General features: G+C 44.9%; 22 protein-coding genes. 16 read left to right on the top strand and 6 right to left on the bottom strand.

The annotated features are described in order from the left end of the window. Positions 1–49: 49 nt before the first annotated feature. Positions 50–1417 (bottom strand): phosphate ABC transporter substrate-binding protein, encoded by a 1368-nt coding sequence (locus NH399_RS01210; protein ID WP_253036583.1) that lies wholly within the window; start codon positions 1415–1417, stop codon positions 50–52. A 558-nt stretch (positions 1418–1975) separates the two neighbouring features. Between NH399_RS01210 and purM the strand changes: the two genes are divergently transcribed. The 5 genes from purM (at position 1976) to NH399_RS01235 (ending at position 6311) form a co-directional block, all read left to right on the top strand. Further along, positions 1976–3019 carry a phosphoribosylformylglycinamidine cyclo-ligase gene (gene purM / locus NH399_RS01215; RefSeq protein ID WP_371876051.1) on the top strand — a complete coding sequence of 348 codons (1044 nt, stop codon included), beginning with the start codon at positions 1976–1978 and terminating at the stop codon, positions 3017–3019. A 1-nt stretch (position 3020) separates the two neighbouring features. Continuing rightward, the gene (gene purN, locus NH399_RS01220; protein WP_253036585.1) at positions 3021–3686 is read left to right on the top strand and encodes a phosphoribosylglycinamide formyltransferase; all 666 of its coding nucleotides are present in this window, start codon (positions 3021–3023) and stop codon (positions 3684–3686) included. Further along, positions 3679–4413 (top strand): DUF3108 domain-containing protein, encoded by a 735-nt coding sequence (locus NH399_RS01225; RefSeq protein WP_253036586.1) that lies wholly within the window; start codon positions 3679–3681, stop codon positions 4411–4413. The genes purN and NH399_RS01225 overlap by 8 nt, the downstream gene beginning before the upstream one ends. Before the next feature lie 205 nt (positions 4414–4618). Next, positions 4619–5038, top strand: coding sequence for a hypothetical protein (locus NH399_RS01230; RefSeq protein ID WP_253036587.1), 420 nt, complete (start codon positions 4619–4621; stop codon positions 5036–5038). Positions 5039–5201: 163 nt separating this feature from the next. Beyond that, complete coding sequence (locus NH399_RS01235) at positions 5202–6311, top strand: GGDEF domain-containing protein (RefSeq protein ID WP_253036588.1); 1110 nt, start codon at positions 5202–5204, stop codon at positions 6309–6311. A 229-nt stretch (positions 6312–6540) separates the two neighbouring features. On the opposite strand, the gene NH399_RS01240 is transcribed toward NH399_RS01235, so the two are convergent. Both NH399_RS01240 and NH399_RS01245 read right to left on the bottom strand, forming a co-directional pair. Beyond that, positions 6541–7263, bottom strand: a complete 723-nt coding sequence (locus NH399_RS01240) for a helix-turn-helix domain-containing protein (RefSeq protein WP_253036589.1) — start codon at positions 7261–7263, stop codon at positions 6541–6543. Continuing rightward, entirely contained in the window at positions 7260–9416 is a 2157-nt protein-coding gene (locus tag NH399_RS01245; protein ID WP_253036590.1) for a serine/threonine-protein kinase, read from the bottom strand. The genes NH399_RS01240 and NH399_RS01245 overlap by 4 nt, the downstream gene beginning before the upstream one ends. A 307-nt stretch (positions 9417–9723) precedes the next feature. Between NH399_RS01245 and NH399_RS01250 the strand changes: the two genes are divergently transcribed. The 3 genes from NH399_RS01250 (at position 9724) to NH399_RS01260 (ending at position 14743) form a co-directional block, all read left to right on the top strand. Beyond that, complete coding sequence (locus NH399_RS01250) at positions 9724–12642, top strand: hypothetical protein (protein WP_253036591.1); 2919 nt, start codon at positions 9724–9726, stop codon at positions 12640–12642. Positions 12643–12971: 329 nt separating this feature from the next. After that, a complete protein-coding gene (locus tag NH399_RS01255) occupies positions 12972–13349 on the top strand; it encodes a hypothetical protein (RefSeq protein ID WP_253036592.1) in 378 nt (125 codons plus the stop codon). A gap of 11 nt (positions 13350–13360) precedes the next feature. Then, entirely contained in the window at positions 13361–14743 is a 1383-nt protein-coding gene (locus tag NH399_RS01260; protein ID WP_253036593.1) for a lyase family protein, read from the top strand. A 3-nt stretch (positions 14744–14746) separates the two neighbouring features. Here NH399_RS01260 and sthA read toward each other — a convergent pair whose 3' ends face one another. The 3 genes from sthA to apbC form a co-directional block, all read right to left on the bottom strand. After that, positions 14747–16171 carry a Si-specific NAD(P)(+) transhydrogenase gene (gene sthA / locus NH399_RS01265; RefSeq protein ID WP_371876054.1) on the bottom strand — a complete coding sequence of 475 codons (1425 nt, stop codon included), beginning with the start codon at positions 16169–16171 and terminating at the stop codon, positions 14747–14749. Positions 16172–16378: 207 nt separating this feature from the next. After that, positions 16379–16945: a dCTP deaminase gene (gene dcd / locus NH399_RS01270; protein WP_253036595.1), complete on the bottom strand. Its 567-nt coding sequence runs from the start codon at positions 16943–16945 to the stop codon at positions 16379–16381. Between the two features lie 19 nt (positions 16946–16964). Beyond that, complete coding sequence (gene apbC, locus NH399_RS01275; RefSeq protein ID WP_253036596.1) at positions 16965–18056, bottom strand: iron-sulfur cluster carrier protein ApbC; 1092 nt, start codon at positions 18054–18056, stop codon at positions 16965–16967. Positions 18057–18326: 270 nt separating this feature from the next. On the opposite strand from apbC, the gene metG reads away from it, so the two are divergent. From metG to NH399_RS01315, 8 genes are all read left to right on the top strand, one after another. Further along, positions 18327–20336 (top strand): methionine--tRNA ligase, encoded by a 2010-nt coding sequence (gene metG, locus NH399_RS01280; protein ID WP_253036597.1) that lies wholly within the window; start codon positions 18327–18329, stop codon positions 20334–20336. A 116-nt stretch (positions 20337–20452) separates the two neighbouring features. Next, entirely contained in the window at positions 20453–20830 is a 378-nt protein-coding gene (locus NH399_RS01285) for a hypothetical protein (RefSeq protein WP_253036598.1), read from the top strand. 106 nt (positions 20831–20936) lie between these two features. Further along, entirely contained in the window at positions 20937–21518 is a 582-nt protein-coding gene (gene rsxA / locus NH399_RS01290; protein WP_253036599.1) for an electron transport complex subunit RsxA, read from the top strand. A gap of 8 nt (positions 21519–21526) precedes the next feature. Beyond that, the gene (gene rsxB, locus NH399_RS01295) at positions 21527–22078 is read left to right on the top strand and encodes an electron transport complex subunit RsxB (RefSeq protein ID WP_253036600.1); all 552 of its coding nucleotides are present in this window, start codon (positions 21527–21529) and stop codon (positions 22076–22078) included. Position 22079: 1 nt separating this feature from the next. Next, positions 22080–23642: an electron transport complex subunit RsxC gene (gene rsxC / locus NH399_RS01300; RefSeq protein ID WP_253036601.1), complete on the top strand. Its 1563-nt coding sequence runs from the start codon at positions 22080–22082 to the stop codon at positions 23640–23642. Next, entirely contained in the window at positions 23642–24706 is a 1065-nt protein-coding gene (rsxD, locus tag NH399_RS01305) for an electron transport complex subunit RsxD (RefSeq protein WP_253036602.1), read from the top strand. Before rsxC ends, rsxD begins: the two co-directional genes overlap by 1 nt. Further along, positions 24706–25344, top strand: a complete 639-nt coding sequence (gene rsxG / locus NH399_RS01310; RefSeq protein ID WP_253036603.1) for an electron transport complex subunit RsxG — start codon at positions 24706–24708, stop codon at positions 25342–25344. Before rsxD ends, rsxG begins: the two co-directional genes overlap by 1 nt. Positions 25345–25451: 107 nt before the next feature. Further along, positions 25452–26186, top strand: a complete 735-nt coding sequence (locus NH399_RS01315; protein WP_371876052.1) for an electron transport complex subunit E — start codon at positions 25452–25454, stop codon at positions 26184–26186. The last annotated feature ends 116 nt before the right edge of the window (positions 26187–26302 follow it).

The following is a 26302-nucleotide window of genomic DNA, read 5'->3' on the forward strand; positions in this document are numbered from 1 at the left end:
AAAAAAAGCCCGCTGACAACTCAGCGGGCTTTTTTAAATTCCGTGAGATTTATAAAACCCACACCTCAACACGGCGATTCATCAGGTTACCATTTTTCGACTGGCTCTTTTCCATAGGAACATAACCACCTTGAACTCGCTCCATCACATCAACACCTCGAGAAGAGAGCTGCTGTTGGAAAAAGTTTAACCACTCGTCGGTAGACTGCTTGCTTGCCTGCTTCATCGTTGGATCATCCCAGAACCCAGCCAATACAAACTTACGATGCGGATTTTGCTTTGAAAAACTGATTAAACGCTCAATATCTCTTAGTGTTTTTGAGTCCATCGATTTATCTTCTGACAAACGCAACATAACGGATAAACGATGACCAAAATTCATCAAGCTCTGATACTTTTTACTCAATGCATCAGAATCCACGCTAGGGCGGCTACGCGTTGGGAAAAACGAGATCAAACCCGCATTCTTAGCTAATGCCTGGCCCAGATTGGAACCAGCAAACTCGATAAACTCTTTTGCCATAGGTTCTTTTAACTCAGCAGGCATGTACAAATACAGCTTACGAGACAAAGGATAGTCTTCTGTACCAATCGAAAAACGGTCAGGGATAATACCCTCACTACCTTCCTGGCTTGCTACACGCAGAACTTTAGCGTCTCCCGTATGAGAAACACCGACAAAACCAATAGCGCCAACATCTGCCACTACCTTAGACGTCAGCTCTTTACTTGACTCAAAACGACTCGCAGAAGCAACAAGTTCTTTTCCTGAAGGTTTGATAACCAGATTTTTAAACGTATCCCAGGTACCAGAGTTATCGTCACGAGCCAAAACCGTAATGGCCTGATCCGGACCACCCAGTTCGTTCCAGTTTGAAATCTCACCAGAAAAAATAGCGGCGATTTGCGACAAGCTGAGACCATTAACCGGATTTTCTGGGTTAACAAGGATAGCTAACGCATCGTAAGCAATAATATGCTCGACATCTTCTGAAGAAAACGATGGGTATATAGCGCTTAATGCAGTTGCCTCTTCTGCCTTAATAGGACGAGATGACATAGCAATGTCGGTCGTTTTGGATTTAAGATCTTTGAACCCTGTGCTAGAACCATGAGCATGAAGTTCAATTCTCATGCGTTTATTAGTGGCATGTTTTTCTGCGATAAACAGACGTTCAACAGGCACATCGCCTTGAATCACAGAAACATTAGAGAAACCTTTGCCCTTCAAAAAGCCTTCTATTAGCTCAGGAGCAAATTTCTCTCCGACGGTATTAGAACCATGAAGCCTTAGTGTTGTGGTATTCCATTGAACCGCTTTTTCTTCCTCTTCCTGAGATTTCATACCCGAAAATACGAAAAAAACACCGACGGCTAAAATTGCAGCAACGATTATTGCGATTAAACCGGATTTCATCTCGACTGCCTCCGAAAGTACAGCTTAACGTGCTATTACTTAACGTAAAAATGGAATGAGATCTTGAACTATCTCACCCCCCAAATTTAGGAAGCGCGGCATTTTACTGAAAACTCAATAAAATAATCACTACTATTTCAATAATGCTTTGTGAAATATTTACCTTAATAGATAATTCGCAATGATTTCGTACGCTTTTTACACAAGTGTGCATCTTTCTTTCAATTAATGAAATTTGGTGATGCCTGATAGATTCGAGAGTCAGTATAGGTGAGATATAGCGTTTTCAAGGGAGTAACTCTTAAAATTCGCACCCAATTCTCATTTTATTGCGATCTATTATCACATTGGGTTTTAGCGATATTTTCAGAGCTCAAAATAAAGCACGTGTATTGCCGCAGCTCAGGCTAATAGCTAAAAGTCGTCTATGATGTAAGAAGTTAATGAGCAAGAGAGAAAGTTTCGTTGCCATAAACACATAATAGGCAGCTTGCTATCTCGTTTCCTGTCATAAGGCGTGATAAAATGCGCGCCAAATTTAGCCTCGTGGACAAAACAGTGAGTAATAATCAAGACAAAACCTCTTTAAGCTACAAAGACGCCGGCGTTGATATCGATGCAGGTAATGCTCTGGTTGATCGTATTAAAGGTGTTGCACAACGCACACGCCGACCAGAAGTGATGGCTGGGTTAGGCGGCTTCGGCGCGCTTTGCGAACTTCCTAAAAACTACAAAGAGCCAGTTCTTGTTTCGGGTACCGACGGTGTTGGAACAAAGCTAAAGCTAGCTATGGAAACCAACATCCACAATACCATCGGTATTGATTTGGTTGCCATGTGTGTTAATGACTTGTTGGTTCAAGGGGCTGAACCACTGTTTTTCCTGGATTACTACGCCACAGGTAAACTGGATGTTGACGTTGCTGCCGATGTTGTTACCGGTATTGGTGCTGGTTGTGAGCTGTCAGCTTGTGCACTTATTGGTGGCGAGACGGCTGAAATGCCTGGTATGTACCAAGAAGGCGACTACGATTTGGCGGGTTTCTGCGTCGGTGTTGTAGAAAAAAGCGAAATCATTGATGGCACAAAAGTAAAAGCTGGCGATCATATTATTGGTATGAAATCCAGTGGACCTCACTCCAATGGGTATTCATTAATTCGCAAAGTTATTGAAGTGGCTAACGCCGATCTAAAACAACCCTTTGGTGACAAGACATTAGGCGAAGCATTACTAGAACCCACTCGCATCTATGTAAAATCCGTTCTTAAAGCTATCAAACAGTTTGATGTACACGCATTGTCACACATCACGGGTGGTGGTTTACTCGAGAACATTCCACGGGTATTGCCAGAAAACACTCAGGCTAACATTGATAAAAACAGCTGGGAATTGCCAGAAATTTTCCAATGGTTGCAGCAACAAGGCAACATCGAAGCCCAAGAAATGTACCGTACCTTTAACTGCGGTGTTGGCATGGTCGTTATCGTACCTGCCGACCAAAGTGACGCGGTTATTGAGCTGTTGAATAACGAAGGCGAAGAAGCCTGGTTAATTGGCACCATTGAAGATAAAACGTCTGACGAGCAGGTGTTGGTAAAATAGTATGACCACCACCCTTTGCCGTACTGTTGTTTTAATTTCGGGTAGTGGGACCAATTTACAAGCCTTGATTGATGGCGCAGCTCGTCAAGAGTTGCCTATCGATCTGGTGGGTGTTATCAGCAACCGACCTGGCGTTGCGGGTATCGAACGAGCCCAAAAGGCAGATATCCCTGCCGAAGTGATTGACCATACGCAATTCGAATCTCGCGAAGCCTTCGACGAGGTACTGCGAGAAGCCATTCAGGCTTATGCTCCTGATCTGGTCGTTTTAGCAGGCTACATGCGCATTATGACACCTGCTTTGGTCGGCGCTTTTGCGGGCAAAATGCTCAACATACACCCATCTCTATTACCTAAGTACCCTGGTCTTCACACTCATCGACGTGCTTTAGAAAATCAGGATACACATCACGGTTCATCGGTTCACCTGGTGACAGAAGAACTGGATGGTGGCCCAGTGATCGCTCAATCGGTTATCAAAATCGATGCCGATGATACCGAGGTGACTCTGGCCGACAAAACCAAAAAGGCAGAACATACCCTCTATCCCGAGGTCGTCAAATGGTTTGCCAACGGACAGTTGTCTTTTGTTCAGGGAACAGTCATATTAGATGGGCGATCATTAGCGTCACCTATTCAATTGACTGAGGATATTGATATTGCTTAACGCAAAATATTGGCGCCTGATGCTCACTAGCGGCTTAATCTTAAGTTTTATCAGTGCAGCATCAGCAAACTCGCCACTTTTCGCCTACAAAGCTCAATACGACATTCTTGACGGCAACGATGCTGTCGGAACGGCTGAGCGCGAACTGAACTTTGTTGATGGGCGCTGGAAGCTATCGATGGGTACGCGCATCAGCCGCTTTATGTTTAGCTACAAATATCATGAAGTCAGCGAATTCGACCAGCTGAAAGGTCAATCTTTTAGAAGCCACAACTACTACTCTCTACGCGATCAATCCTTTAAGTCTCCACGGGAAACTAAAGCTCATTTCAATTGGGAACGCAAAACAGAATCGGGAAGCTACCGTAAAGATCGATGGGAGCTGCCCTTGGCTGACCTCATTTATGATCGTTTAAACTACCAGCTTTTGTTGGGTCTCAAAATGACGCCGCAGCTTAAAGAGCTGAAGATCCCCGTCAGCTATAAAGGACGTCATCTGGAATATCATTTTATTAATCAGGGACAAAAAGAAATTGATACGCCCATGGGCAAAATTTTGGCCTACCAATGGGATCAACAAGTTCCCTCTCCAAACGACAAGCACGTAAAGCTCTGGCTGTCTCCTGAGTTCGGCAACCAGTTGGTGCAAATGATCCAAATTAAGAAACAAAAAGTTCAAGGCACCCTAAAAATAAAAAGCTTCGAGCGTTTGGAACAGAAGCCTTAACCCACCCTTTTTAGCGACTTAATCCACACATAGGCTTAGGTCGCCATCTCAATTTATTATTTTAAAAGAAATTCTTATCCCAAATTGATTTTTTTGTGTACAATTCCCGCCCTTATTTTGTGACCATACCTAAGTATTTCAAAGCACAGCCAACACCGCTGCACTTTGAAAAACAACAGGTATAAATTGTTTTTTGAGACATGTCGTGGGCTGTAATATCCGTTTCTTTGTCGCTGACAACTACGTTGAATTGTCATTTTCTGGACAAACAGAGATGAGTAATATCATTGAAGCATTTGAACAAGTGCTGAATGATCCTCGCTATCAGAGTGGCATAGGCTTCTTAACCAATTTCCTTGATGCTCACACCGAGCTTTCTATTCAAGGTATGGAAGAACTCAAACAATTTGCCATTGCTGCGACCAAAGCTCATACCGGCTACCGTTCTGCCCTGCTTATTTCTGATGAGATGGATCGTTACTACGGCCAATTGTGGGGAGCATTCAGTGCCGGAATCAATCGGGAAGACTTTAAAGTATTTGAATGCCGCGACGATGCAGTTATCTGGTTAACAGAACAGCCGCAACAGCAAACGGAAAGCGAAGAGCAAGTCGCGCTGGCGTAAATACAGTGGTTTATTTGCGTTTTCTTTGTTGGTAGGTTTCTCCTGAAGTATCGCATCGAACAAGATACTTAAGCACGTCAAAAACACTTAGATCTTTGCTTTACGAGCACGGCACCATTACCTAAACTTCAAAGACAGTCACTAATCTAAAACAATCAATGAAATGACGAATAACTCTTTCTGGAAGGCGCCAGATAACTCGCTGATCGCTGCCGCAGCCTCAGCAGAAATGTTATTAGCCAAGTTCAGAATCGTCGCAATCTCTTGCATCATTGTTGTTCCCACTTACAAAATTATTACTGGCTCCGATTTTAGCTGGGCAACCTGGATCGGCCATATTGCTCTGGCGCTATCCATTGGCGTCTATATCGTTTTAAAACGGCATCGCTATAGCTCTGTTTTAGGCTTTAGCACTCTCTTTATCGATATTTCTTTTATCACCCTTGGCCTACTCACAGAAGCCATGAGCCGCGATTCCATTTTGGCGGCGGTCAATAATCGAGGTTCCTTCGAACTTTATTATCTAGCCATACTGTCTGCCAGTTTGCGCTACGACAAACGTATGTGTGTTTTTGCTGGATTGTTAACGCTATGTTGCTATGGCTCTATGGTTGTTATTGCAGAGATGACACCTACCGAAGTACTAGCAAACGATCCTTGGACAGAACGCTATGGGCACTATTTCTTCCCTGATCAGATCAGCCGGTTTATCGCTTTAACCATGGCTACAGGGTTAAGCTTCTTAATCGTTGCTCGCTCCAATATGCTTTTACAGCTGGCAATCCATGATCCCTTGACCGGTTTGTACAATCGAAACTTTTTAAGGGAAGGTATACGTATTCGCATGGAACGTTCAAAACGCGAACAAAAACCCATGGCGATAGCGATTCTGGATTTAGATTATTTTAAGCAAATTAACGATAAGTATGGGCACCAATGCGGCGACAACATTCTCAAAAGTTTTGCCACTTTTTTGCTCTCGCATTTGCGCGAAGATGATATTGTCGCGCGTTATGGTGGTGAGGAGTTTTGCGTTATTTGCTCGAACATAGATGCAGTAGGTTTGCAACAACTGCTCGCCAAGTTTCAGCGAGAGTTAGCGCGAGAGTCGTTCCCGACATCCGCCAGCGGACCGCAGATTCAGTTTACCTTTAGTGCGGGTGTTACTCAGTTTTGCGAGACTTTGAGTACGGGTGATCGGCTTATTGGTGAGGCTGATAGGTTGTTGTTGAAGGCTAAGTCTGAGGGGCGGGATCGGGTTTTGGTTAGTTAGTTTTTGTTTGTTGTGGTTTATTCGTTCGAATGTTTTTCTGTTGCTTTCCTACTCATTCGATACATCAGATTTCGCCTGTTCGGCGACCATTCTTTTTCACGAAGTCAGTTTAAAGAACTGTATTTAATCAGCTTTGACCTTGATGAAAACTACCATCAACTTAGTTGCGTATTGACCATGTGAATAGTAGTCGCTTCAAAGAAATGAATGCGTCCCTTCCAACTCATAATTAACTTTTTTTAGATTGAAGCTCACTGGGTAAATAATGAAAATGTTTCTTAAAAGCCCGACTCAAGCTTTTTCCACATGAAAAGCCGCACTCTTCAGCAACTTTTTCAATGGGTGCATTGGATTGCAACATCACTTTTGCTCGTCTCATTTTCAGTAGTGTCATGAGTTGGCTCGGTGTATCACCACAAATACTTTTGACTCGCCGTTGCAATTGTCGTGAGCTCATATAGAGATCGCTTGCGATATGTTCAATAGAAAACTCTGGCTCATGCAAGTACTTTTCGGCTAAATCGAGCACATTATCCATCAAAACTTGATCTCTTTCATCCCAATGCTCTGCCGTAGGCCACAAATCGAAGATATTGTTTCGAGCAATAAAAAAATGAAAAAGAACATTACCCAGATTGAACCTGACTCCATCCGATAGTGGAAACGAATCTACCACACGTTGATCAAGTACAAAGGTGCCATTGGTTGACCCCAAATCCTGAATAGAAAATCCTTCTCGAGTTGATACTATTTTCGCATGATAACGAGATACAGAGTCGTTATCGATCATAATATCAGCATCACTGGAGCGTCCAATAATCACTTCCGATTGTTCGATGGTGAAGCGCTGAGTGGTGGAGTCTTCTCGCACCATCAGCAATTGCGTTTTCTCAAACAGTCCACTCTGTTCATTTGAGCTCATCAAGACGGTGGTGTGATCATTTGGAGTCATGGCTGATTATCTTTTTCTGCAGCTTCGATAAAATCGTCAAGCTGCTTTACTGCGTCGGCGAAACCAATAAAACTACCAGTATTGTCATTAAGGCTATCAAGATGTTTTAACATGAGATCGACATGTAATTTAGCCTGAGTCAGTTTACCTTGTCTGTATTGGATTTGAGCTAATCTCAATCGAACAGGAAGCACATTAGGATGATTAGCCCCATATAGCTCAACGTATCCTTGTAACACTTCTTCTGCTATGACAATGGCTTCGTCAAATCGCTCCATTTGGAAAAGGACATAACCCAGATTACCTAAGACGCTTAAAGTTGCTATAGCGTCGCGCCCATATATTTTCTCGGCGATTGGTAAGACTTTTTGATATGCCTCCAAAGCGCCCTCTATATCTTCTTGCGCGAAAAGGATACCACCTAAAATTTGGCGATAATTCGCCGCAATGGTGTCTTCTGAGCCATACTTTCGCGTTCTGATATTAATCAGCTCATTGATAATTACTTTTGCCTCGGCCAACTCTTCACTATCTTTATTCTCTTTTCCCATACTGGATAACAGACTGGCTAGATAAAACCGTGCTTTAAGAACGAGATCATGCTCGTGATCAAGAATGGTGGAAACCTTTTGTATAAAGGAGCGGATGCTTTCATGTAGTTCAACAATCGGTTGATAGTCCAGTTTATCTGCAAACAGATTAACTTCAGCTTCAAGCGCTTCTATGGAGTCTGCACCATGTTCTTTGCGCAAAATTTCGATCGATTGCAATATTAGCTCTTCTCCCTGTTGATATTGTGCCAATCCCATATAGGCATCACCCAACACCTGTAGTACAGAAGCTTTAACTGTAGGTTGATTGTCAAACTGCGAGAGGTTCTGAGTTGCGTAGTCAAACAAATCAATCACTTTAACGTTAATACCTTTCTCACTGGCATCCGCAGCTCTGAGAGTATCTAACAAAAACTTACTGATGGCCGTCGCTTTGCGGGCTTCAATTGTTGCGTTTTTCTCAGCCTGTTGAGCGCTGACTTTAGCCTGCTGCTCTTCCTGTAATGCCTTGAAGCTTATCAATGTTGCAGAACTTAATCCCGCGATGAGCAAAACAATAAGACTAGCAGCCAGCTTTTGACGTTGAATCAATTTTTTTAATTCATATCCCTTGCTTGGAGGGCGCGCCATAACTACATTGTTTGACAAGTATCGTTCAATATCTGCAAGCAACTCGAAAGCTGACTGATAACGCCGCTCAGGTTCCTTTTCTATCGCTTTATGAACTATCCAGTCAAGATCAACAGACAGCAGTTTTTTCAGCTTGTGGGAAGAAAGATTGCGATTTTGAGCAATTTCTTGGCGGTCTGTTTTAACAAGCCCATAACGCTTACTCATTCGAGGTGCGGGTTGTTGTAGCAATTGTGCCAGATGAGTAGTGGTGCGTGGTTTTAGAGTTGAGGGCAATACCCCCGACAATAACTGATAAAGCAGTATGCCTAATGAATACACGTCACTTCGTGTATCCACTTTATCTGGCATTAACAACTGTTCAGGACTCATGACCACTGGAGTTCCAACATAATGGCCGGTTTGAGTTTTATAATTATCTTCTCGTCCTAAGGATTTTGAGATTCCAAAGTCGATGAGTTTAACAACAGGAAAGCCTGTTGCCAGACTCACCAAAATATTCTCGGATTTTAAATCTCGATGAATAATCCCTTGTTGATGAGCGTATTGGATCGCCTGACACACCTGTTTGAAAAGAGCCAGCCGCTGTTGGATCGTTAAACGCTGCTGATCACAAAAGGTCAAAAAAGACTCACCTTCAATGTATTCCATAACCAGATAGATATGACCTTCTGGTGTTTCCCCTGCATCTAATACTTGTGCAATATTAGGATGATTAAGACTGGCTAAAACTTGCCTCTCAGCAAGAAAACGAGCGGTATTATCATTCAAACTGAGATCAATACTAATAACTTTGATCGCAACTTCTCGCCGTATCGGCATTATTTGTTCGGCCAGATAGACGGTACCCATTCCACCTTGCCCAATCACAGAGCGCAATTCATAAGGGCCAAGCGATTTTAATTTATTAGTCATCACCTGATGTTCATGAGCTGATAAAGGTCGAGTGTTATGCGTTGGATTATCTTCCATGTCCGGCAAACTGTTCAGTAATTAATACGCTATACAAAAGTATAATGGACTTCTCTCAATCTCAAAAGAACGTTATTACTCATATTTGAGATTTTTCTCTCATTTTAGATGAATACATCTATCTAACAAATTCAGCAATCGCATTAACCAAGATGCATATTGGTCGCTTTGGGTGGTTAATCTGTCGGGCTGTGTAGGTGTGCATTTTAACGAAAACTTTACAATCTCCTGGTGATTGAATCACTGAGCACAGAGGTATATCTAAAGACGTGCTCATCTATTGATTGTAACAACAGGAGAAAGTGCAATGGATAAGAAACAGTTAACACTGGCTATAACCCTGAGCTTAGTTGGGCAAACAGCAACTGCCCATGATGGGTACTATGACTACGTAACTATCGGTAACCAGTTCATCCAGACAGAGCTGGAAAAAAAACATGTGTTATATAGCAACGGGTGGGGTTCGGGTAACAGTGCCAATATACTTGGCCTTGAGTCAACGTATACTTCTGTTGTTGGCAGAGTAAAATCGTATCGAGAAAAAGCCTGTAATTTGGGTTGTGACTATGTTGAAAAAACAACTAACGTTGCGTGGCTACAAGGAAATAACGAACGCAATATCATAATTTTTAACAACGGTGTCACTGGCGCTGCAAACGGAGCAGCCGGAGACGACATTATGGCATCGAGTGCTCAGGGCAATACCCAACTACGCGGTGGTGATGGCAATGATACTGTTTATGCAGGTGGCATCGACGATGAAGTCTGGATGAGTAACGGCAATGACAAGATATACGTGTTAGCGCCCATTAAAACGCTCAGTGCAGGGAGCCATGATGACATCATTTATCTCCACCTCAATCAATTTGAAAACACAGGGCGTTCACTGCTTGTTCAAGGGGATGGAGGATATGACCGTGTTGAGTTAACCGGGCTTAACCCAAATCACTGGAAGATACAAGGTGCAACAGGAACCTGGGACTTAAGTGATTACATGGCTCAAGCTCCGATCCGTGATTATCAAACGCAGGGGGGCTTTACATTAATTGCCAAACATAATGCGGCTGAAAAAATTGAGTTTATGGAAGTTGAAGAGTTTTCGTTTAAATCGACTCGATACCCTATCCGAATTCATGCCAACCCAGACGTAATACCACCTCCACCGCCCAAGGCGCCAGCACAAGTTTTTAATGATGGGAGTAATCCTCCGAAAGTGACCATTGTATCCGGACTTCCCGCTGGTTTTAGTTTTAGTGGGCAGGTGACAAAACCCAAGCTGTCAACGGACGGTACCTATTTTCAAATGGTAGATTATCAAGCATTTATTAACGACAAACTGTTTCTGATTCCAGCTCCTGGCTTTATGGGATCGCTAAACTTAAAACTGCACCGATTCTGGGGTAATAATGCAGAAACAGAAACAACTACTGAACTCAACTTTAATATTCTACCTGTTGCAGAGCATGCATTATTTGCTACGGCTGGCGCTGCACCACTCGCTCTGTCAGACAACAGTCCCGCATTAAAAAAATCAAAGCTGGATATCATTGTTAACCCCAAGCTAAAACAATCAGCGGGCACGGTGAAAGTTACCGCACGGAACGTAGATATTTACAGAAATGGCCATATCTACATTCGTAATGGTCACTCAATTTCTTTTTCGACAGGCGGAGTGCCTAAAGACTTATACGCCCAACCTATCCACTCTGATAGCTCTGAAAGTAAAGTTGAAGTGGCTTTAAACACCAGCTTATATGGCAAACAGGTAAGTATTCATCGTGACATCCATTTTCTTCCTTATGAAATCATTAAAAGCGGCAATAAACATCGTGCCAAATTTAGTGGGAAGCGAAGTGACTACACTGTTTCAAGAATAGGCAATTCCTTTAGAGTGAGCTTAAAGCAAAGAAAAACAGCCTTTACCCACGTCCGAATGGTGGACTTTCCGATACTGCAATTTGATGATGAGCTAGTTTATGGAAAACAATTTACACAATCGATGAATGTAAATAGCGCCTTAAACAGCGTCAGTAATAACCCCAATGCAGTCATTGTGTTTTCCAATATTCCTTCGGACGTTACAGTTAACAATGGTATACCTTTTGGCAATGGAGCCTATGGTGTTTTGGCAAAAGATATAACGAATGGTCTGGTGAATCTGGATCTACCCGTTGTTAGCGAAGACGCCGAGATTTCAGTGGGTGTCAGTGCGTTTGTAGCAACTGAAGGGCAAAAGGAATTTTTAAATGGTTTAGCTCGTGTATCGGGTTATGCAAATGCTGAAGTTATGGCAGAAGCAGGAGCCAATGCTTCCGTATCCGTCGGACCGGATGGCGTCAGCGCGGAAGCCAGAGCCTATATGGAAGCAGGCGCAGTGGCATCTGCAGGAGGTACCGTGTCAGTTGGAGGGCTGGAAGCACAGTCTGAAGTCTCAGCGGAGACCCGGGTAACTGCAGAAGTGAGTGCAGGTGTAAATTTAGGTCCAGATGCTCAAGAGGTTCGAGCTTATGCTGGCGCTGAAGCCACAGCATCAGTTGGCGTAACAGTGGGTGTAGAACTGGATTATGTACCGGGTACTTATGCCGAAGGTGAGGGAACCGCGGGTGTGACAACTATGGCCTACATCGGTGCTGATGGCGGCATTTATCATGGCGACAAACAATATGGTGTAAATGGTGAAGCTGGCGCCGAAATTGGTATGATGGCCGTAGCCGAAGGTTATGCTTTTGGTAGTGCAGGAGGCTTTGGTGCGGGTGCCGGAGCAGGCGTTTCTGCTGGTTTAGGTGCAGGTGCATCTGGCGGAGGTCACGCGGGATGGAATCGTGGAACATTACACTTTGGCGTAAATGGCGAACTCGCTTTGTTAATTGGTGCGGAGCTTGATTTTGACGTAGCCATAGAAACCAACGACGTGGCCAATACAGCATTAATGGTTAAAGATGGTTACTTAACTCTAAATGAAGGCACCTCAATCGCCGGTATTTCGACCATTGAAGCCATAAAAGCAGGCTGGAAAACAGTTGATAATGCCATTCTAGAAGGCCTCATTACACCCATTGAAGCTGTAGGAGCTCACTTAATCAGCCCAGACCAAGCAACCCACCAATGGGGAGTTGCCAGGTCTCAACTAGAAAGCCTAGGCTATGCCCCCCTTTCTACAGCCACATCGGTGGGCAATCAAATAAAGAATGGATGGAACGCGTTTAAAAAGACATTTAAATTCTAACCATCTGCCAAGCAAGGAAAAAGCTGAGTACCAAACTCAGCTTTTTCCTACTTTAAGTTTTCGAAACACTCGGTCCTAATGTAGAGCTCCCTTAAACAATTAATTGATCTTGCCAGCTTCAGAGAAGATACGCTCCTCCATGCTTTCTGCTTAGTTTTCTTTCTTGGTTCAGAGCTTACAGAGGATGTCCTTCACGACTGCATTAACACAAAGTCATGTAGAAGGCTCTCGAGCTTGCTGCACAAATGCAGTAAATATCCCTGACATATCCCTTGACTATTCCAACACCTTTAATGATAATAATTCTCATTAACATTAAAGACAGCCTAATGATGCCAACATCAACCATACCCTTCATACGGTGGCTAAGCATTGAACCTAGCATCCGCCATGGTAGCTACCCTGAGCGTGCGGATCTGCTGTACGAGTATTTAGGGCTCGGTGAGCAAATCGCCACCCGGCACAATAAGCATTATCAACAACAACTTTACATAAAAGAAAAGTCCGTATTGCTTGAAGCTGTCTGCGATTGCTGTTTGCCAATCCATTGGCGGCAGCTTTGCCTGGATAATCTCTATAGTCCATTGCGAAGTTTACGCAGCATCATGCAATCCCCCAATGAACAGCATCAACTAAAATCCATTGAATACGAAATCACAACACTGAGCCATTATTTCTTAGCTGAACGACAGCAAAGTTGGAATTAGGGAGACAGGCAATGACAAAAGTAAGAATTGAACGCGATAGTATGGGCGAGCTGGCCATTCCAGAAGACGCTCTTTACGGACCTCAAACCCAGCGGGCCATCAATAACTTCCCGGTCAGTGGGCAGTCCATGCCAGTTGCTTTTATTAAAGCGTTATTATCGATTAAATCCGCTGCCGCTCGCGCTAATGTGAAATCTCAACAATTAGAAAGTGCTATGGGTGCCGCCATCGAAGCAGCTTGTCGTCAGCTAATAAAAGATGAGCAGTTGCTACAGCATTTTCCAGTTGATGTATTTCAAACGGGTTCTGGCACCAGCTCCAATATGAATGCCAACGAAGTGATCGCTCGACTGGCCAGTGGACAATATGGCGGAGCGGTCAGCCCCAACGATCATGTTAACTGTGGCCAAAGCAGTAACGATGTAATCCCCACAGCAATTCATGTGAGTGCAGCCATTATGTTGGCGGAACAATTATTACCAGCTATGTATCATCTGGCCGATGTTATTGATACCAAGGCCGAGAACGTTCACCACCATGTAAAAACCGGACGTACGCATTTGATGGATGCTATGCCCGTTCGCATGAGTCAATCTTTATCGGCCTGGTCGCAGCAGATCCGTTTTAATATCGAGCAACTCAAAGCTTTGCAACCTTCACTACAATCTCTCGCACAAGGTGGCACGGCCGTCGGCACAGGCATTAACGCAGCACCTGGGTTTTCGAATCAGTTTTGTCAGGAACTGACATTACTAACGAATATTCAGTTTAAACCGGCAGCGAATTTATTTACTTCCATCAGCACTCAAGACACAGCGGTTGCTTTGTCTGGCCAACTCAAAACCACAGCGGTTTCCATTATGAAAATTGCCAATGATTTGCGTTGGATGAATTCAGGGCCTTTAGCAGGCTTAGGAGAGATTGAGTTGGAAGCATTACAACCCGGCTCTTCTATTATGCCAGGAAAAGTGAACCCAGTGATTCCGGAATCCGCAGCGATGGTTGCTGCACAAGTAATGGGCAATGACACAGCGATCACTGTTGCTGGTCAGGCAGGAAATTTTGAGTTGAACGTGATGCTGCCACTTATTGCCAACAACTTGCTCAACAGCATGACTCTGTTAAGTAATACGGCTCGCCTGTTGGCCGATAAAGCCATCGCAACCTTTCAGGTGAATGAAGCAAACCTCAAACGTTCTCTCGATAGAAACCCGATTCTGGTGACGGCATTAAACCCGGTGATTGGTTATTTAAAAGCGGCAGAAATAGCGAAAACCGCTTATAAAGAACAACGGCCTATTATCGAGGTGGCAGAAGCCATGACCGATCTGACCCGTGGCGAGCTGGAACAAATACTTGCGCCAACAAAACTCGCCGATGGAGGTCATGATTAAACGTTAAAACAGTCGATTAAGCCCGTTAAGAGCAGCGACTCGATAGGCCTCTGCCATGGTAGGATAATTGAAGGTGGTGTTAGCAAAATACTCAATAGTATTGCCGCCATCTTTCTGTTGCATGATGGCCTGACCGATATGAATGATTTCTGACGAACGCTCACCAAAACAATGAATGCCTAAAATCTCTTTGGTTTCGCGGTGGAATAGAATTTTCAAACTGCCAACGGTTGTATCAGCAATATGGGCACGAGCAAGACTTTTAAATTGCGCGCGCCCCACTTCGTAAGGCACTTGCTCTTTTGTAAGCTCTTGTTCGGTTTTACCTACCGAGCTGATTTCAGGAATCGTGTAAATACCAGTTGGAATATCTTCGATCAAACGTTGATTACAAACACCATCCACAATGGTTGTTGCAGCAATTCGCCCTTGATCGATAGCCGCACTGGCAAGACTGGGGTAGCCAATCACATCACCAACCGCATAAATATTATCAACAGAGGTTTGGTAACAAGGGTTCACTTCTAACTGCCCTCGTCCATTCGCTTCCAGACCAATCTTATCAAGAGCCAATGAATCCGTGTTACCTGTTCTGCCATTAGCAAATAACAGACAATCGGCTTTCATTTTCTTGCCAGATTTTAGGTGCACTATAACACCGCAGTCGGTACCTTCAATGCGATCGAATTCTTCATTATTGCGGATCACCACACCACTATTCCATAAGTGATAACCAAGCGCTTCACTGATCTCTTGGTCAAGAAAGGACAGCAATTGATCACGCATATTCAGTAAATCAACTTTTACACCTAGCCCTCTAAAAATAGAGGCGTACTCACAGCCAATGACCCCTGCACCATAAATAATAATGCTGCGCGGGTTATGTTTAAGTGACAGAATCGTATCACTGTCGTAGATACGATCATGATTAAAGTGGATCTGCTCAGGACGATAAGGTCGCGAACCTGTGGCAATAATAATATTTTCTGCACTGATGGTAGTGCGCGTACCTTCCTGATCCAGAATGGATAAATGGTGCTCATCGACAAAAGAAGCTTCACCAAAAATCGTCGTTACGCGATTACGTTCATAAAAATTGGAACGCACATTCACCTGCTTCTTGATGACGGATTGCGCATGTTTAAGAATTTGCGCAAAAGATAAGGAAGAAGACGGTTCCAGATCTTCAAACAGCGGACTTGATTGAAACTCAGCAATACGAGCAACGGCATGTCGCAATGCTTTAGATGGAATCGTACCCCAGTGAGTACAGCCGCCACCCACTTTCTTATATTTTTCGACAATGGCGACTTTCTTTTTGTTTTTGGCCAGATTAATCGCCGCGCCTTCGCCAGCTGGCCCCGATCCTATGACAATCGCGTCAAAATCATATTTTGCCATCTTCTTTAGATACTCTTTGTTATCGATAGTATGAGTATACCCAATATCCCTGGAATTGCAGAGCTTGCAAAGCACACTTATCCATCATCAATGGATTCTTCAAGAATATTGCGGAAAATTTATTCGTCTGAAAATATGAGCTTTGTTGCCAACAACAAAGCTCATCGTTCGGCTGACTTACACCAGCCACTTAAAAATACTTTGGATATAGAAGTCTCAATCCACTGAGCCAGCTTATGTCTTAGGTAAAGTAACGCCTGTTTGTCCCTGATATTTACCACCACGATCACGATACGAGGTTTCGCACACTTCATCAGACTCTAAGAACAACATTTGTGCCACACCTTCATTGGCATAAATTTTTGCTGGTAATGGCGTTGTATTTGAGAATTCCAGGGTTACATGCCCTTCCCACTCTGGCTCAAGAGGCGTAACGTTAACAATGATACCACAGCGAGCATAGGTCGACTTACCTAAGCAAACCGTTAACACACTGCGCGGAATACGGAAGTACTCAACGGTGCGAGCTAACGCAAAAGAGTTAGGAGGGATAATACAAACATCGGATTTTACATCCACAAAACTTTGTTGATCGAAACGCTTAGGATCCACAATTGCCGAGTTAATATTAGTAAAGATTTTAAACTCATCGGCACAGCGTACGTCGTATCCGTAGCTTGAAGTTCCGTAAGAAACAATGCGTTCTTCATTCGCATATCGAACCTGACCTGCTTCAAAAGGCTCAATCATGCCTTCGTTTTCGGCCATACGGCGAATCCACTTGTCTGACTTAATCGACATCTACAAAACCTCGTTTATTCTAATCATTGGAAATTGAAATCGTTGGGAATGACTGACCAAAGTCTTTACTTTGCTGCGACAGTCGTGCCGCCATCTTGCGGGCTATTTGACGATAGCTATCTGCAATCGCGCCATCGGGTTCAGCGATAACGGTCGGCTCCCCTTTATCGGCATGGTCGCGGATGCTTTTGGCCAAAGGTAAACTGCCCAAGAACACCATGTTTTTCTCTTGTGCCAGCGCTTCTCCACCACCCGCGCCAAAAATATGTTCTGCATGGCCGCAGTTGCTACACACATGAACTCCCATGTTTTCGACAACACCCAGCACCGGAACGGAGACTTTTTCGAACATGGCAATGCCTTTTACCGCATCAGCCAGAGCAATATCTTGCGGGGTGGTTACGATGACCGCCGCCGTTAAAGGGACTTTTTGCGCCAGCGTTAACTGAATGTCGCCGGTTCCGGGTGGTAAATCCACCAATAAATAGTCAAGCCCCTTCCATTGCGTATCGTTTAACAACTGCTGAAGCGCGCCGCTGGCCATAGGGCCGCGCCATACCATGGCCTGCTCGGGTTCTATGAGATAACCGATGGACATGGACTGAATACCATAGTTTTCGACAGGTAGAATCCGTTTTTGATCCAGGGTTTCGGGGCGCTCACCTTCTCTACCCAACATAATGGGCTGGCTTGGTCCGTAGATGTCAGCATCCAGAATACCCACACTGGCACCCTCAGCGGCTAGCGCCAGCGCCATATTAACCGTTGTTGTCGATTTACCAACGCCGCCTTTGCCAGATGCAATGGCGATGATGTTTTTAACCTCTGGTAATGCATTAACACCCGCTTTGTGAGAATGGCTATGGACTTGCCAGTCCAGCTCAACACTAACAGACTCTGCCGATAAAGCGGTTTGCAATTGTTGCTCGATCCCCTGACAAATATCAGTGGCCGCTTTTGAACAAGGAAAACCAGCCACAAGTCTGACTTTCACTTGATTGGCATCCACCTCTATCGACTTAACCCAGTTGCTACTGACTAAGTCTTGACCAAGTTCAGGCAATACAATCTGCGCTAATTGCGCCTTTACGTCATTCTGTTGGATAGTCATTATTCAAACCAGTCGCTAGTCTCTAAGACCTTGTATTGAAAGTGGATTGGATTATACCGAATTCCCATCAAGTTGAGTATGCCAGAGTGTACAAAGACTGAGGGTTAAAGCCACCAGAATGAGCGATATTGCGCATTTATTGTTCATTGCGTTACTAAGCCTCACCTCTTATAGAAAATTCGGGCAAATTTGAAAGGGCTACATGTATTTTGCGCGGTGCATTTGCTATAGTTCCGCTTTTACAGATAATCCCTTCATTTGGTTGAATTTATGACACGCAAAATTCTTGTCACCAGCGCCTTGCCTTATGCCAACGGTTCCATTCATCTAGGCCACATGCTTGAGCATATCCAGACCGACATCTGGGCTCGCTTTCAAAAAATGCGTGGTCATCAGTGCGTCAGCGTCTGTGCCGACGACACCCACGGCACCCCCATTATGCTACGCGCTCAAAAAGAAGGGATTTCTCCAGAAGAATTTATTGCCGCGACTCGCGAAGAACACCTGAACGACTTTCAGGACTTTCTGGTTGAGTATGATAACTACCATTCGACACACAGTGACGAATGCCGTGAGTTGTCTGAATACATCTATAACGAATTAAAGGCAAAAGACTACATCGATCAGCGCAGCATCAAGCAGCTGTTCGACCCCGAAAAAGAAATGTTCCTACCTGATCGTTTCGTTAAAGGCACCTGCCCTAAATGTAAAACCGAAGATCAATACGGTGATAACTGCGAAAGCTGTGGCGCAACCTACAGTCCAGCAGAATTGATCAATCCAAAGTCGGCAGTATCAGGTGCCACGCCAGTAGAAAAAGAATCAGAGCATTACTTTTTCAAACTGCCTGAGTTTGAAGAGATGCTCAAAACCTGGACTCGCCAGGATCATGTTCAAGAACAAATCGCGAACAAACTGGATGAATGGTTTGAAGCTGGACTTCAACAATGGGATATCAGCCGTGATGCACCTTATTTTGGTTTTGAAATCCCAGGCGCTCCGAACAAATATTTCTACGTTTGGGTTGATGCGCCAATTGGTTATATGGCGAGCTTCAAGAACCTTTGTGAGCGCCGAGACGATTTAGATTTTGATGAATTTTGGAACGAAGACAGTGACGCCGAAGTTCATCATTTTATCGGTAAAGATATTGTTTATTTCCATACATTATTCTGGCCTGCCATGCTAGAAGGTGCGGGTTTCCGCAAACCTACCAAAGTGCACGCGCACGGCTTTTTAAACGTCAATAATCAAAAAATGTCGAAATCTCGTGGCACTTTCACGAAAGCACGTACTTATCTAAACCACTTTAAGCCCGAATATTTGCGTTACTACCTGGCGTCTAAGTTGAACAATCGTATTGACGATTACGATCTTAACCTGGAAGACTTTGTACAAAAAAATAACGCGGATCTGGTCAACAAATACATCAACATTGGCAGTCGCGTTGCTAACTTTATTAGCAAAAAGTTTGATGGCAAACTGGGAGCTGATTGTTCAGAACATCCTTTGATTAAGGAGTTCCAAGAAGCAGCAGAAACCATTGCTGAGCATTATGAAAACAAGCAATACCATCACGCCATTCGTTTGATCATGTCATTGGCCGACAAAGCCAACGTTTACATTAATGACGAAGCCCCCTGGGTATTGGCGAAAGACGAAGAGCAAGCTGCCAAAGTACAAGAGATCAGTACCATATCCTTAAACTGCTTCCGCATGTTAACGATTTTCTTAAAGCCGGTATTGCCAGAAGTCGCTAAAGAAGTAGAAGCTTACTTCCAGATCGAGCCACTTCAATGGAGCGACGCGCAAACAGTGTTGGCCGATCACGAAGTGAGCCGTAAGAAGCCAACCATTCAACGTATTGATAACAAACAAGTAGAAGCTATGATTGAAGAATCTAAAGCTGAGGCAGAAGCCGAAGCAGCCCCTCAATTAGCCGATCCGATTAAAGATGAAATTGAGTTCGGTGACTTCGAAAAAATCGATCTACGTATTGCCAAAATCGCTAAAGCCGAGCATGTTGAAGGTGCCGATAAGTTATTGCGCCTACAACTGGATTTAGGTGGCGTGACCAAGCAGGTTTTTGCAGGTATCAAGTCAGCCTACAAACCGGAAGATCTGGAAGGCAAGCTTACTGTGATGGTAGCTAACCTGAAGCCTCGTAAAATGAAATTCGGCATGTCCGAAGGTATGGTCCTGGCCGCAGGGCCAGGTGGCGAAGACCTGTGGGTATTGCATCCCGATGACGGCGCAGAACCCGGCATGCGCGTAAAATAATCTCCTCTGGCGAAGCGTGGTTACCGCCTTCGCCGGAACTAATATTCTCTACAGCAATCTATCTAGGTGACCGTCAAAAAATGACCTAGCCTGTTATGCGGAGCAAGAACGAACTTATGCAAGACACCATTCCTTTCGAAAATCACATGGAACTTTGGCTGCTCTACCTTGGCTGCGGTCTGGTCTTTATGCTTCTGGTGTGGTGGAAAGCGCGCAAATGGCCGTTTTGGCTACAACTACCCGTTGTCACCGCACTCTGCGCTGGTGCCTTTAGCTTTACTCAAATCGAAGGCTACTCGACTTACGGTCCAACAGTGATCGCCTTTATTTTGCAGTTCGAAACTGAAACTCGAGCGCAAGTTCCCTACTACGCTACTCAGATTATTGTCGTCTGGTTCCTATTAATGGCTTTAACTCTGGGTATTCGCTATTTAATGGGCAGCAAAAGCAGCACAAAAGAAACAGATAAATCTGAGCCGGAGCTAAAAATATAGGGTCAGCTTATCATTGATTGGCCTTAGCACGGATTTCCTACTGTTGGATTAGATGCTCAGGATATATAATAACAAGAGTTTGTTTTATCTGGATTATTAGACGCTTGTGACTGAATACCTGCTACTGCTAGTTAGTACAGTTCTGGTGAATAACTTCGTATTGGTGAAGTTTCTGGGGCTGTGTCCCTTTATGGGGGTTTCGAGTAAAGTCGAAACCGCAATTGGTATGTCATTCGCCACCACTTTTGTACTCACTCTGGCATCCGCTTGCAGTTATATCGTCAACACCTATTTGTTGGAGCCTCTCGGGCTCATTTATCTACGTACCTTGTGCTTTATTTTGGTCATCGCCGTTGTGGTTCAGTTTACCGAAATGGTCATCCACAAAACCAGCCCGCTGTTATATCGCTTACTAGGGATCTTCTTACCTCTTATCACCACCAACTGTGCGGTGCTAGGTGTCGCTTTACTCAACGTCAATGAAGATCACAACTTCATCCAGTCCATCGTTTATGGCTTCGGTGCTTCGGTGGGCTTTTCGATGGTACTTATTTTGTTCTCATCCATGCGCGAGCGCATCGCCGTAGCGGATGTTCCTACTCCCTTTAGAGGTCCTGCGATTGCTTTGATCACCGCAGGTCTTATGTCGCTGGCCTTTATGGGCTTTAGTGGCCTGGTTAAGCTCTAAGGCTCATTATGTCGACCTTTGTAGCCGTTGTCCTTCTTGTCCTGTTAGCTGCTGCCTGCGGAGCCTTATTAGGCTTTGCCGCCATCCACTTTAAGGTCGAGTCCGATCCTGTGGTCGAGCAAATCGATGCCATATTGCCGCAAACTCAATGCGGCCAATGCGGCTACCCAGGATGCCGCCCCTACGCCGAAGCTATTGCCAATGGTGATGAAATTAACAAATGCCCTCCTGGTGGTGAAGCAGGTGTGAAGGCTCTCGCAGACTTGTTAGGCAAAGACATAGTCCCACTGGATGAATCACTCGAAGAAGCTGCCCCTACGGTCGCTTATATTCGCGAAGACGAGTGCATCGGTTGTACCAAATGCATTCAGGCCTGCCCTGTAGATGCCATCCTCGGCGCTCCCAAATTAATGCATACCGTCATTGTTGACGAGTGCACTGGTTGCGATCTTTGTGTGGCTCCTTGTCCGGTGGATTGCATTGATATGATCCCCATCAGTGACAAAGGCTGGTCCTGGCCAGAGCCAGCACAGCGCATCCCAGTACAGCAGGTAGTTTGAGATGAATCGCGGCAACGATATTATTTTTCATAGCAGCTATCAGATTCATGGCGGTATTCATCCGCCAGAAAACAAAGCGCAATCTAATCAGTCACCGATTCAGGATTTACCCATTCCACCTCAACTGGTTTACCCACTGCTGCACAATGATCGACCGCTGACACCCACCGTCGAAGTAGGCGAACGCGTGTTGGCAGGTCAAATCATCGCTGACGGAAAAGAAGCCACCAGCGCCAATCTTCACGCAGGCACCTCCGGTATTGTCAGCGCTATTGAAGAGCACTCATTGCCCCACCCCTCAAGTGACAAAGGGCAATGTTTGGTTATCACCGCTGATGGTGCCGATGAGTGGGCCCCTCGTTCCGCTTTAAAGTCAGCTTTTGAACAACCGCGAGAAGCGTTGCTGGAACACATAAACCAGGCGGGTATCGCAGGTTTAGGTGGCGCTGTTTTTCCCAGTCATATCAAACTGGCGAGTCAGGTAGAAACCCTGATCGTCAATGCCGCAGAATGCGAGCCCTACATCACTTGTGATGATCGCCTGATGCGAGAACAGGCAAGCGAACTCATTACCGCCATAGAACTGGTACTTTATCTCGCCTCTGCTAAGCAATGCGTCATTGGTATCGAAGACAACAAGCCCGAAGCGATTGCCGCGCTAGAAGAAGCCATCCAGCTTAGAAAAAAAGAAACCGATTTAGATATTCGTATTGGCGTGGTACCCACACGTTACCCTAGTGGCGGTGAGAAACAACTGATCGAACTGCTCACTGGACAACAAGTTCCACAAAATCAACGACCATCAGCACTTGGATTGCTGGTGCATAACGTTGCTACTTTATACGCGATTTATCAGGCGATTGTTTTAGGCCAACCATTAATTTCTCGAGTAGTCACATTAACGGGCGATGCCGCCACTAAGCCCGGAAATTATCGCGTGCGTCTGGGAACCCCCATAAACTGGTTACTCGAACAAACAGACACCCAACCTTATGAACGTTGTGTGATGGGTGGTCCGATGATGGGATTTGAGCTCAAAGATCTGAGTGCCCCTGTAGTCAAAGCAACCAACTGTATTATTGCCGCTGGCAAAAATGAGCTCAGCGAACCTTCTCAGGCACTGGCTTGTATTCGCTGCGGCGAATGCGCCGATGCCTGCCCTGCCAGTTTGTTGCCGCAACAACTGTACTGGTTCAGCCGCGCAAAAGATTTTGAAAAAACGCGCGACTACAATCTGTTTGACTGCATTGAGTGCGGCGCTTGTGCCTGGGTGTGTCCAAGTCATATTCCACTCGTTCAATACTACCGTTTTGCCAAAACAGAAATTCGTGCACAAGACGAAGAAAAACGTAAAGCAGATGCCGCACGCAAACGTCATGAATTTCGCACCATGCGCCTCGAAAGAGATAAAAAAGAACGCGCCGAGCGTCATAAAAAAGCGGCAGAAAAACGCAAAAACGCCGCCCAAAGCAAAGGCGAGGTCGACGAGAAAAAAGCCACCGTTGCCGATGCTATTGCGCGTGCCAGAGCAAAGAAAAAAGCGGCCAAGGATTCTTCATCATAATGTTTAACTCATCCCCTCATCAGAGAGCATCAAACTCGGTGTCCAATGTGATGCTGCAAGTTGTCTACGCAGCAATCCCTGGAGCAGCCGCGCTATTTTACTTTTTTGGTTGGGGAGTGATTTTTAATCTGATCACCTGCATCAGTTTTTGTCTGGTTAGCGAAGCTCTTACACTTAAGTTGCGTTCGCAACCAACGGCTGCCGCACTCAAAGATAACAGCGCTCTGGTGACCGCTATTCTTTTAGGACTGGCACTGCCTCCTTTAGCCCCCTGGTGGGTAGCAGCGATAGGCAGTATTTTTGCCATAGTGTTTGCAAAACAACTTTATGGTGGCATGGGTTACAACCCTTTTAACCCTGCCATGTGCGGCTATGTCTTGTTGCTGATTTCATTTCCGGTGGCCATGACGGCCTGGTTACCACCCGCCCCTCTTGCCGAACAAAGTGCAAGCTTTACTGACAGTCTGAGTTTGTTTTTAACCGGTCGTGATCTCGATGGCTATTATCTGGATACCTACCGCTACAACGCCGATGGCTTTACCATGGCAACACCACTGGACCAGTTAAAAACAGGCTACAGTATGGGCTTTATGAACGACGAGCTGCTCAGCCATCCTGTTTTTACTGACTTTGCAGGCGTTGGCTGGCAATGGGTAAATCTCGCTTTCCTGCTCGGCGGTATTTATTTGCTGGCACGTAAAATTATTTCCTGGCACATTCCTGTTTCGATGTTGATTGCAATGGCGGTGGTTTCTGCTTTGATGTCACTTTATGACAGCGGACAGACCATCGGCCCCATCATGCATTGTTTTAGTGGTGCAACCATGTTGGGTGCCTTTTTTATAGCAACGGATCCGGTATCCGCATCGACCACAACCAAAGGACGATTAATCTTTGGTGCGGGCATCGGCATTTTTGTAGTGGTGATCCGTAACTATGGTGGCTATCCAGACGCTGTAGCATTTGCCGTTTTACTGATGAATATGGCAGCACCATTAATCGATCATTTTACCCAGCCTAAAGTCTACGGCAGTCCATCCAAAACACCGGAGGTTCATGACTGATGCTGGTACGCTCCATCTACAAAAACAGTCTGGTTCTTGGTGCCTTTGCTCTATTATCCATTGGCTTGATAGCCCTGTTTCATACCCTGACGAAAGAGCGCATTTTGGCAGAAATGGAAGCCAAGTTAGCTCGTACTCTTGACGAACTCATTCCTCCCAGCCATTACAACAACGATGTGTATCATGATTGCACACTGCTAGCCTCTCAAGATAAAACTAAGAACATTCGTTTTTATCGTATGCGGGTTGATAACAAACCTTATGCAACCGTGTTTACGACGACCGCTCCCGATGGTTATTCGGGGGCTATCGAATTAATCATCGGTATTACCGCCGAAAATAATATTGCAGGCGTCCGGGTGATCGAACATAACGAAACGCCCGGCCTTGGTGATAAAATTGAATTAAAGAAAAGCGACTGGATGCTGCAGTTTAAAGCTCTGTCTTTAGCAACAGTGCCTGCTGATCAATGGAAAGTAAAAAAAGACGGCGGCCGCTTTGACTCCTTTACTGGTGCGACAATAACACCAAGAGCCGTATTGTCTGCCATTCGACGTTCGCTGGAGTATGTCGAAGAAAACAAAGACGCGATCTTTACTCAACCAAGCAATTGCGGTGCTATCAATGAAAGACAATAACCGCTTATACCAGCCACAAGAAATGGCTTTATACCCAAAGTATTTCAAAGTACAGCCAGGCGGTCAGCAAACGAATTCCCTGGGCTTAGCTGTACTAAGTGATTGCAATGAGTGTGCGCAGCCAACACCGCTGCACCTTTAAAGGCGAAAAGTCTATGAGTGTTGAATACAAACAAATCAGTATCGATGGCCTTTGGAACAACAACCCAGCTTTGGTGCAACTGTTGGGTCTTTGTCCGCTCCTGGCTGTGAGCAATACTTTAATTAATGGTCTTGGTTTAGGGATCGCAACCACCATGGTGTTGGTGGGTTCTAATGTTTCGGTATCACTGGTAAGACACTGGGTACCTAAAGAAATTCGTATCCCAGTTTTTGTTATGATGATTGCATCTTTTGTAACTAACACCCAGCTGTTAATGAATGCCTTTACCTACGAGTTGTATCTGGTGCTGGGCATTTTTATTCCGCTGATTGTGACTAACTGCGTCATTATTGGACGAGCTGAAGCCTTCGCATCCAAAAACACCATTATTCCTTCGTTTGTTGATGGTTTGACACAAGGGATAGGTTTTTCTAGCGTATTGGTACTTTTAGGCGCTTTACGTGAAGTGATGGGTCAGGGAACTCTGTTTGACGGTGCTCACCTATTGCTTGGCGATTGGGCTAAAGTGCTAACGATTCACGTGTATCAGAGTGAACACTCCTTTTTGTTTGCGATCTTACCGCCAGGCGCATTTTTTGGTTTGGGCTTGCTCATCGCGTTAAAAAATTATATTGACCAAAAGCGTCTGCAAAAAGCCCAGCAAGCGCTTACAGGTTCGGCCGCAATGGATGCCGCATAAACAAAAATAAACTTATAAAACGGTTGTACTACGCATTGAGTAGCAATATGTGATATTTTTACTAGAAGGATGTCTAATAAAGCGCTATTAAACGCTGGACTAACGCAGCGGAAAAA

The organism is Pleionea sp. CnH1-48, assembly GCF_024124665.1.
Taxonomy (GTDB): Bacteria; Pseudomonadota; Gammaproteobacteria; order Enterobacterales; family Kangiellaceae; genus JAMXSB01.

Excerpts from the sequence above, each read along its gene's own strand:
- NH399_RS01210 (WP_253036583.1), bottom strand. The coding sequence starts at position 1,417 with ATGAAATCCGGTTTAATCGCAATAATCGTTGCTGCAATTTTAGCCGTC.
- purN (WP_253036585.1), top strand. The coding sequence starts at position 3,021 with ATGACCACCACCCTTTGCCGTACTGTTGTTTTAATTTCGGGTAGTGGG.
- NH399_RS01235 (WP_253036588.1), top strand. The coding sequence starts at position 5,202 with ATGACGAATAACTCTTTCTGGAAGGCGCCAGATAACTCGCTGATCGCT.
- NH399_RS01240 (WP_253036589.1), bottom strand. The coding sequence starts at position 7,263 with ATGACTCCAAATGATCACACCACCGTCTTGATGAGCTCAAATGAACAG.
- NH399_RS01245 (WP_253036590.1), bottom strand. The coding sequence starts at position 9,416 with ATGGAAGATAATCCAACGCATAACACTCGACCTTTATCAGCTCATGAA.
- NH399_RS01250 (WP_253036591.1), top strand. The coding sequence starts at position 9,724 with ATGGATAAGAAACAGTTAACACTGGCTATAACCCTGAGCTTAGTTGGG.
- NH399_RS01255 (WP_253036592.1), top strand. The coding sequence starts at position 12,972 with ATGATGCCAACATCAACCATACCCTTCATACGGTGGCTAAGCATTGAA.
- NH399_RS01260 (WP_253036593.1), top strand. The coding sequence starts at position 13,361 with ATGACAAAAGTAAGAATTGAACGCGATAGTATGGGCGAGCTGGCCATT.
- dcd (WP_253036595.1), bottom strand. The coding sequence starts at position 16,945 with ATGTCGATTAAGTCAGACAAGTGGATTCGCCGTATGGCCGAAAACGAA.
- apbC (WP_253036596.1), bottom strand. The coding sequence starts at position 18,056 with ATGACTATCCAACAGAATGACGTAAAGGCGCAATTAGCGCAGATTGTA.
- metG (WP_253036597.1), top strand. The coding sequence starts at position 18,327 with ATGACACGCAAAATTCTTGTCACCAGCGCCTTGCCTTATGCCAACGGT.
- NH399_RS01285 (WP_253036598.1), top strand. The coding sequence starts at position 20,453 with ATGCAAGACACCATTCCTTTCGAAAATCACATGGAACTTTGGCTGCTC.
- rsxB (WP_253036600.1), top strand. The coding sequence starts at position 21,527 with ATGTCGACCTTTGTAGCCGTTGTCCTTCTTGTCCTGTTAGCTGCTGCC.
- rsxC (WP_253036601.1), top strand. The coding sequence starts at position 22,080 with ATGAATCGCGGCAACGATATTATTTTTCATAGCAGCTATCAGATTCAT.
- rsxD (WP_253036602.1), top strand. The coding sequence starts at position 23,642 with ATGTTTAACTCATCCCCTCATCAGAGAGCATCAAACTCGGTGTCCAAT.
- rsxG (WP_253036603.1), top strand. The coding sequence starts at position 24,706 with ATGCTGGTACGCTCCATCTACAAAAACAGTCTGGTTCTTGGTGCCTTT.
- NH399_RS01315 (WP_371876052.1), top strand. The coding sequence starts at position 25,452 with ATGAGTGTGCGCAGCCAACACCGCTGCACCTTTAAAGGCGAAAAGTCT.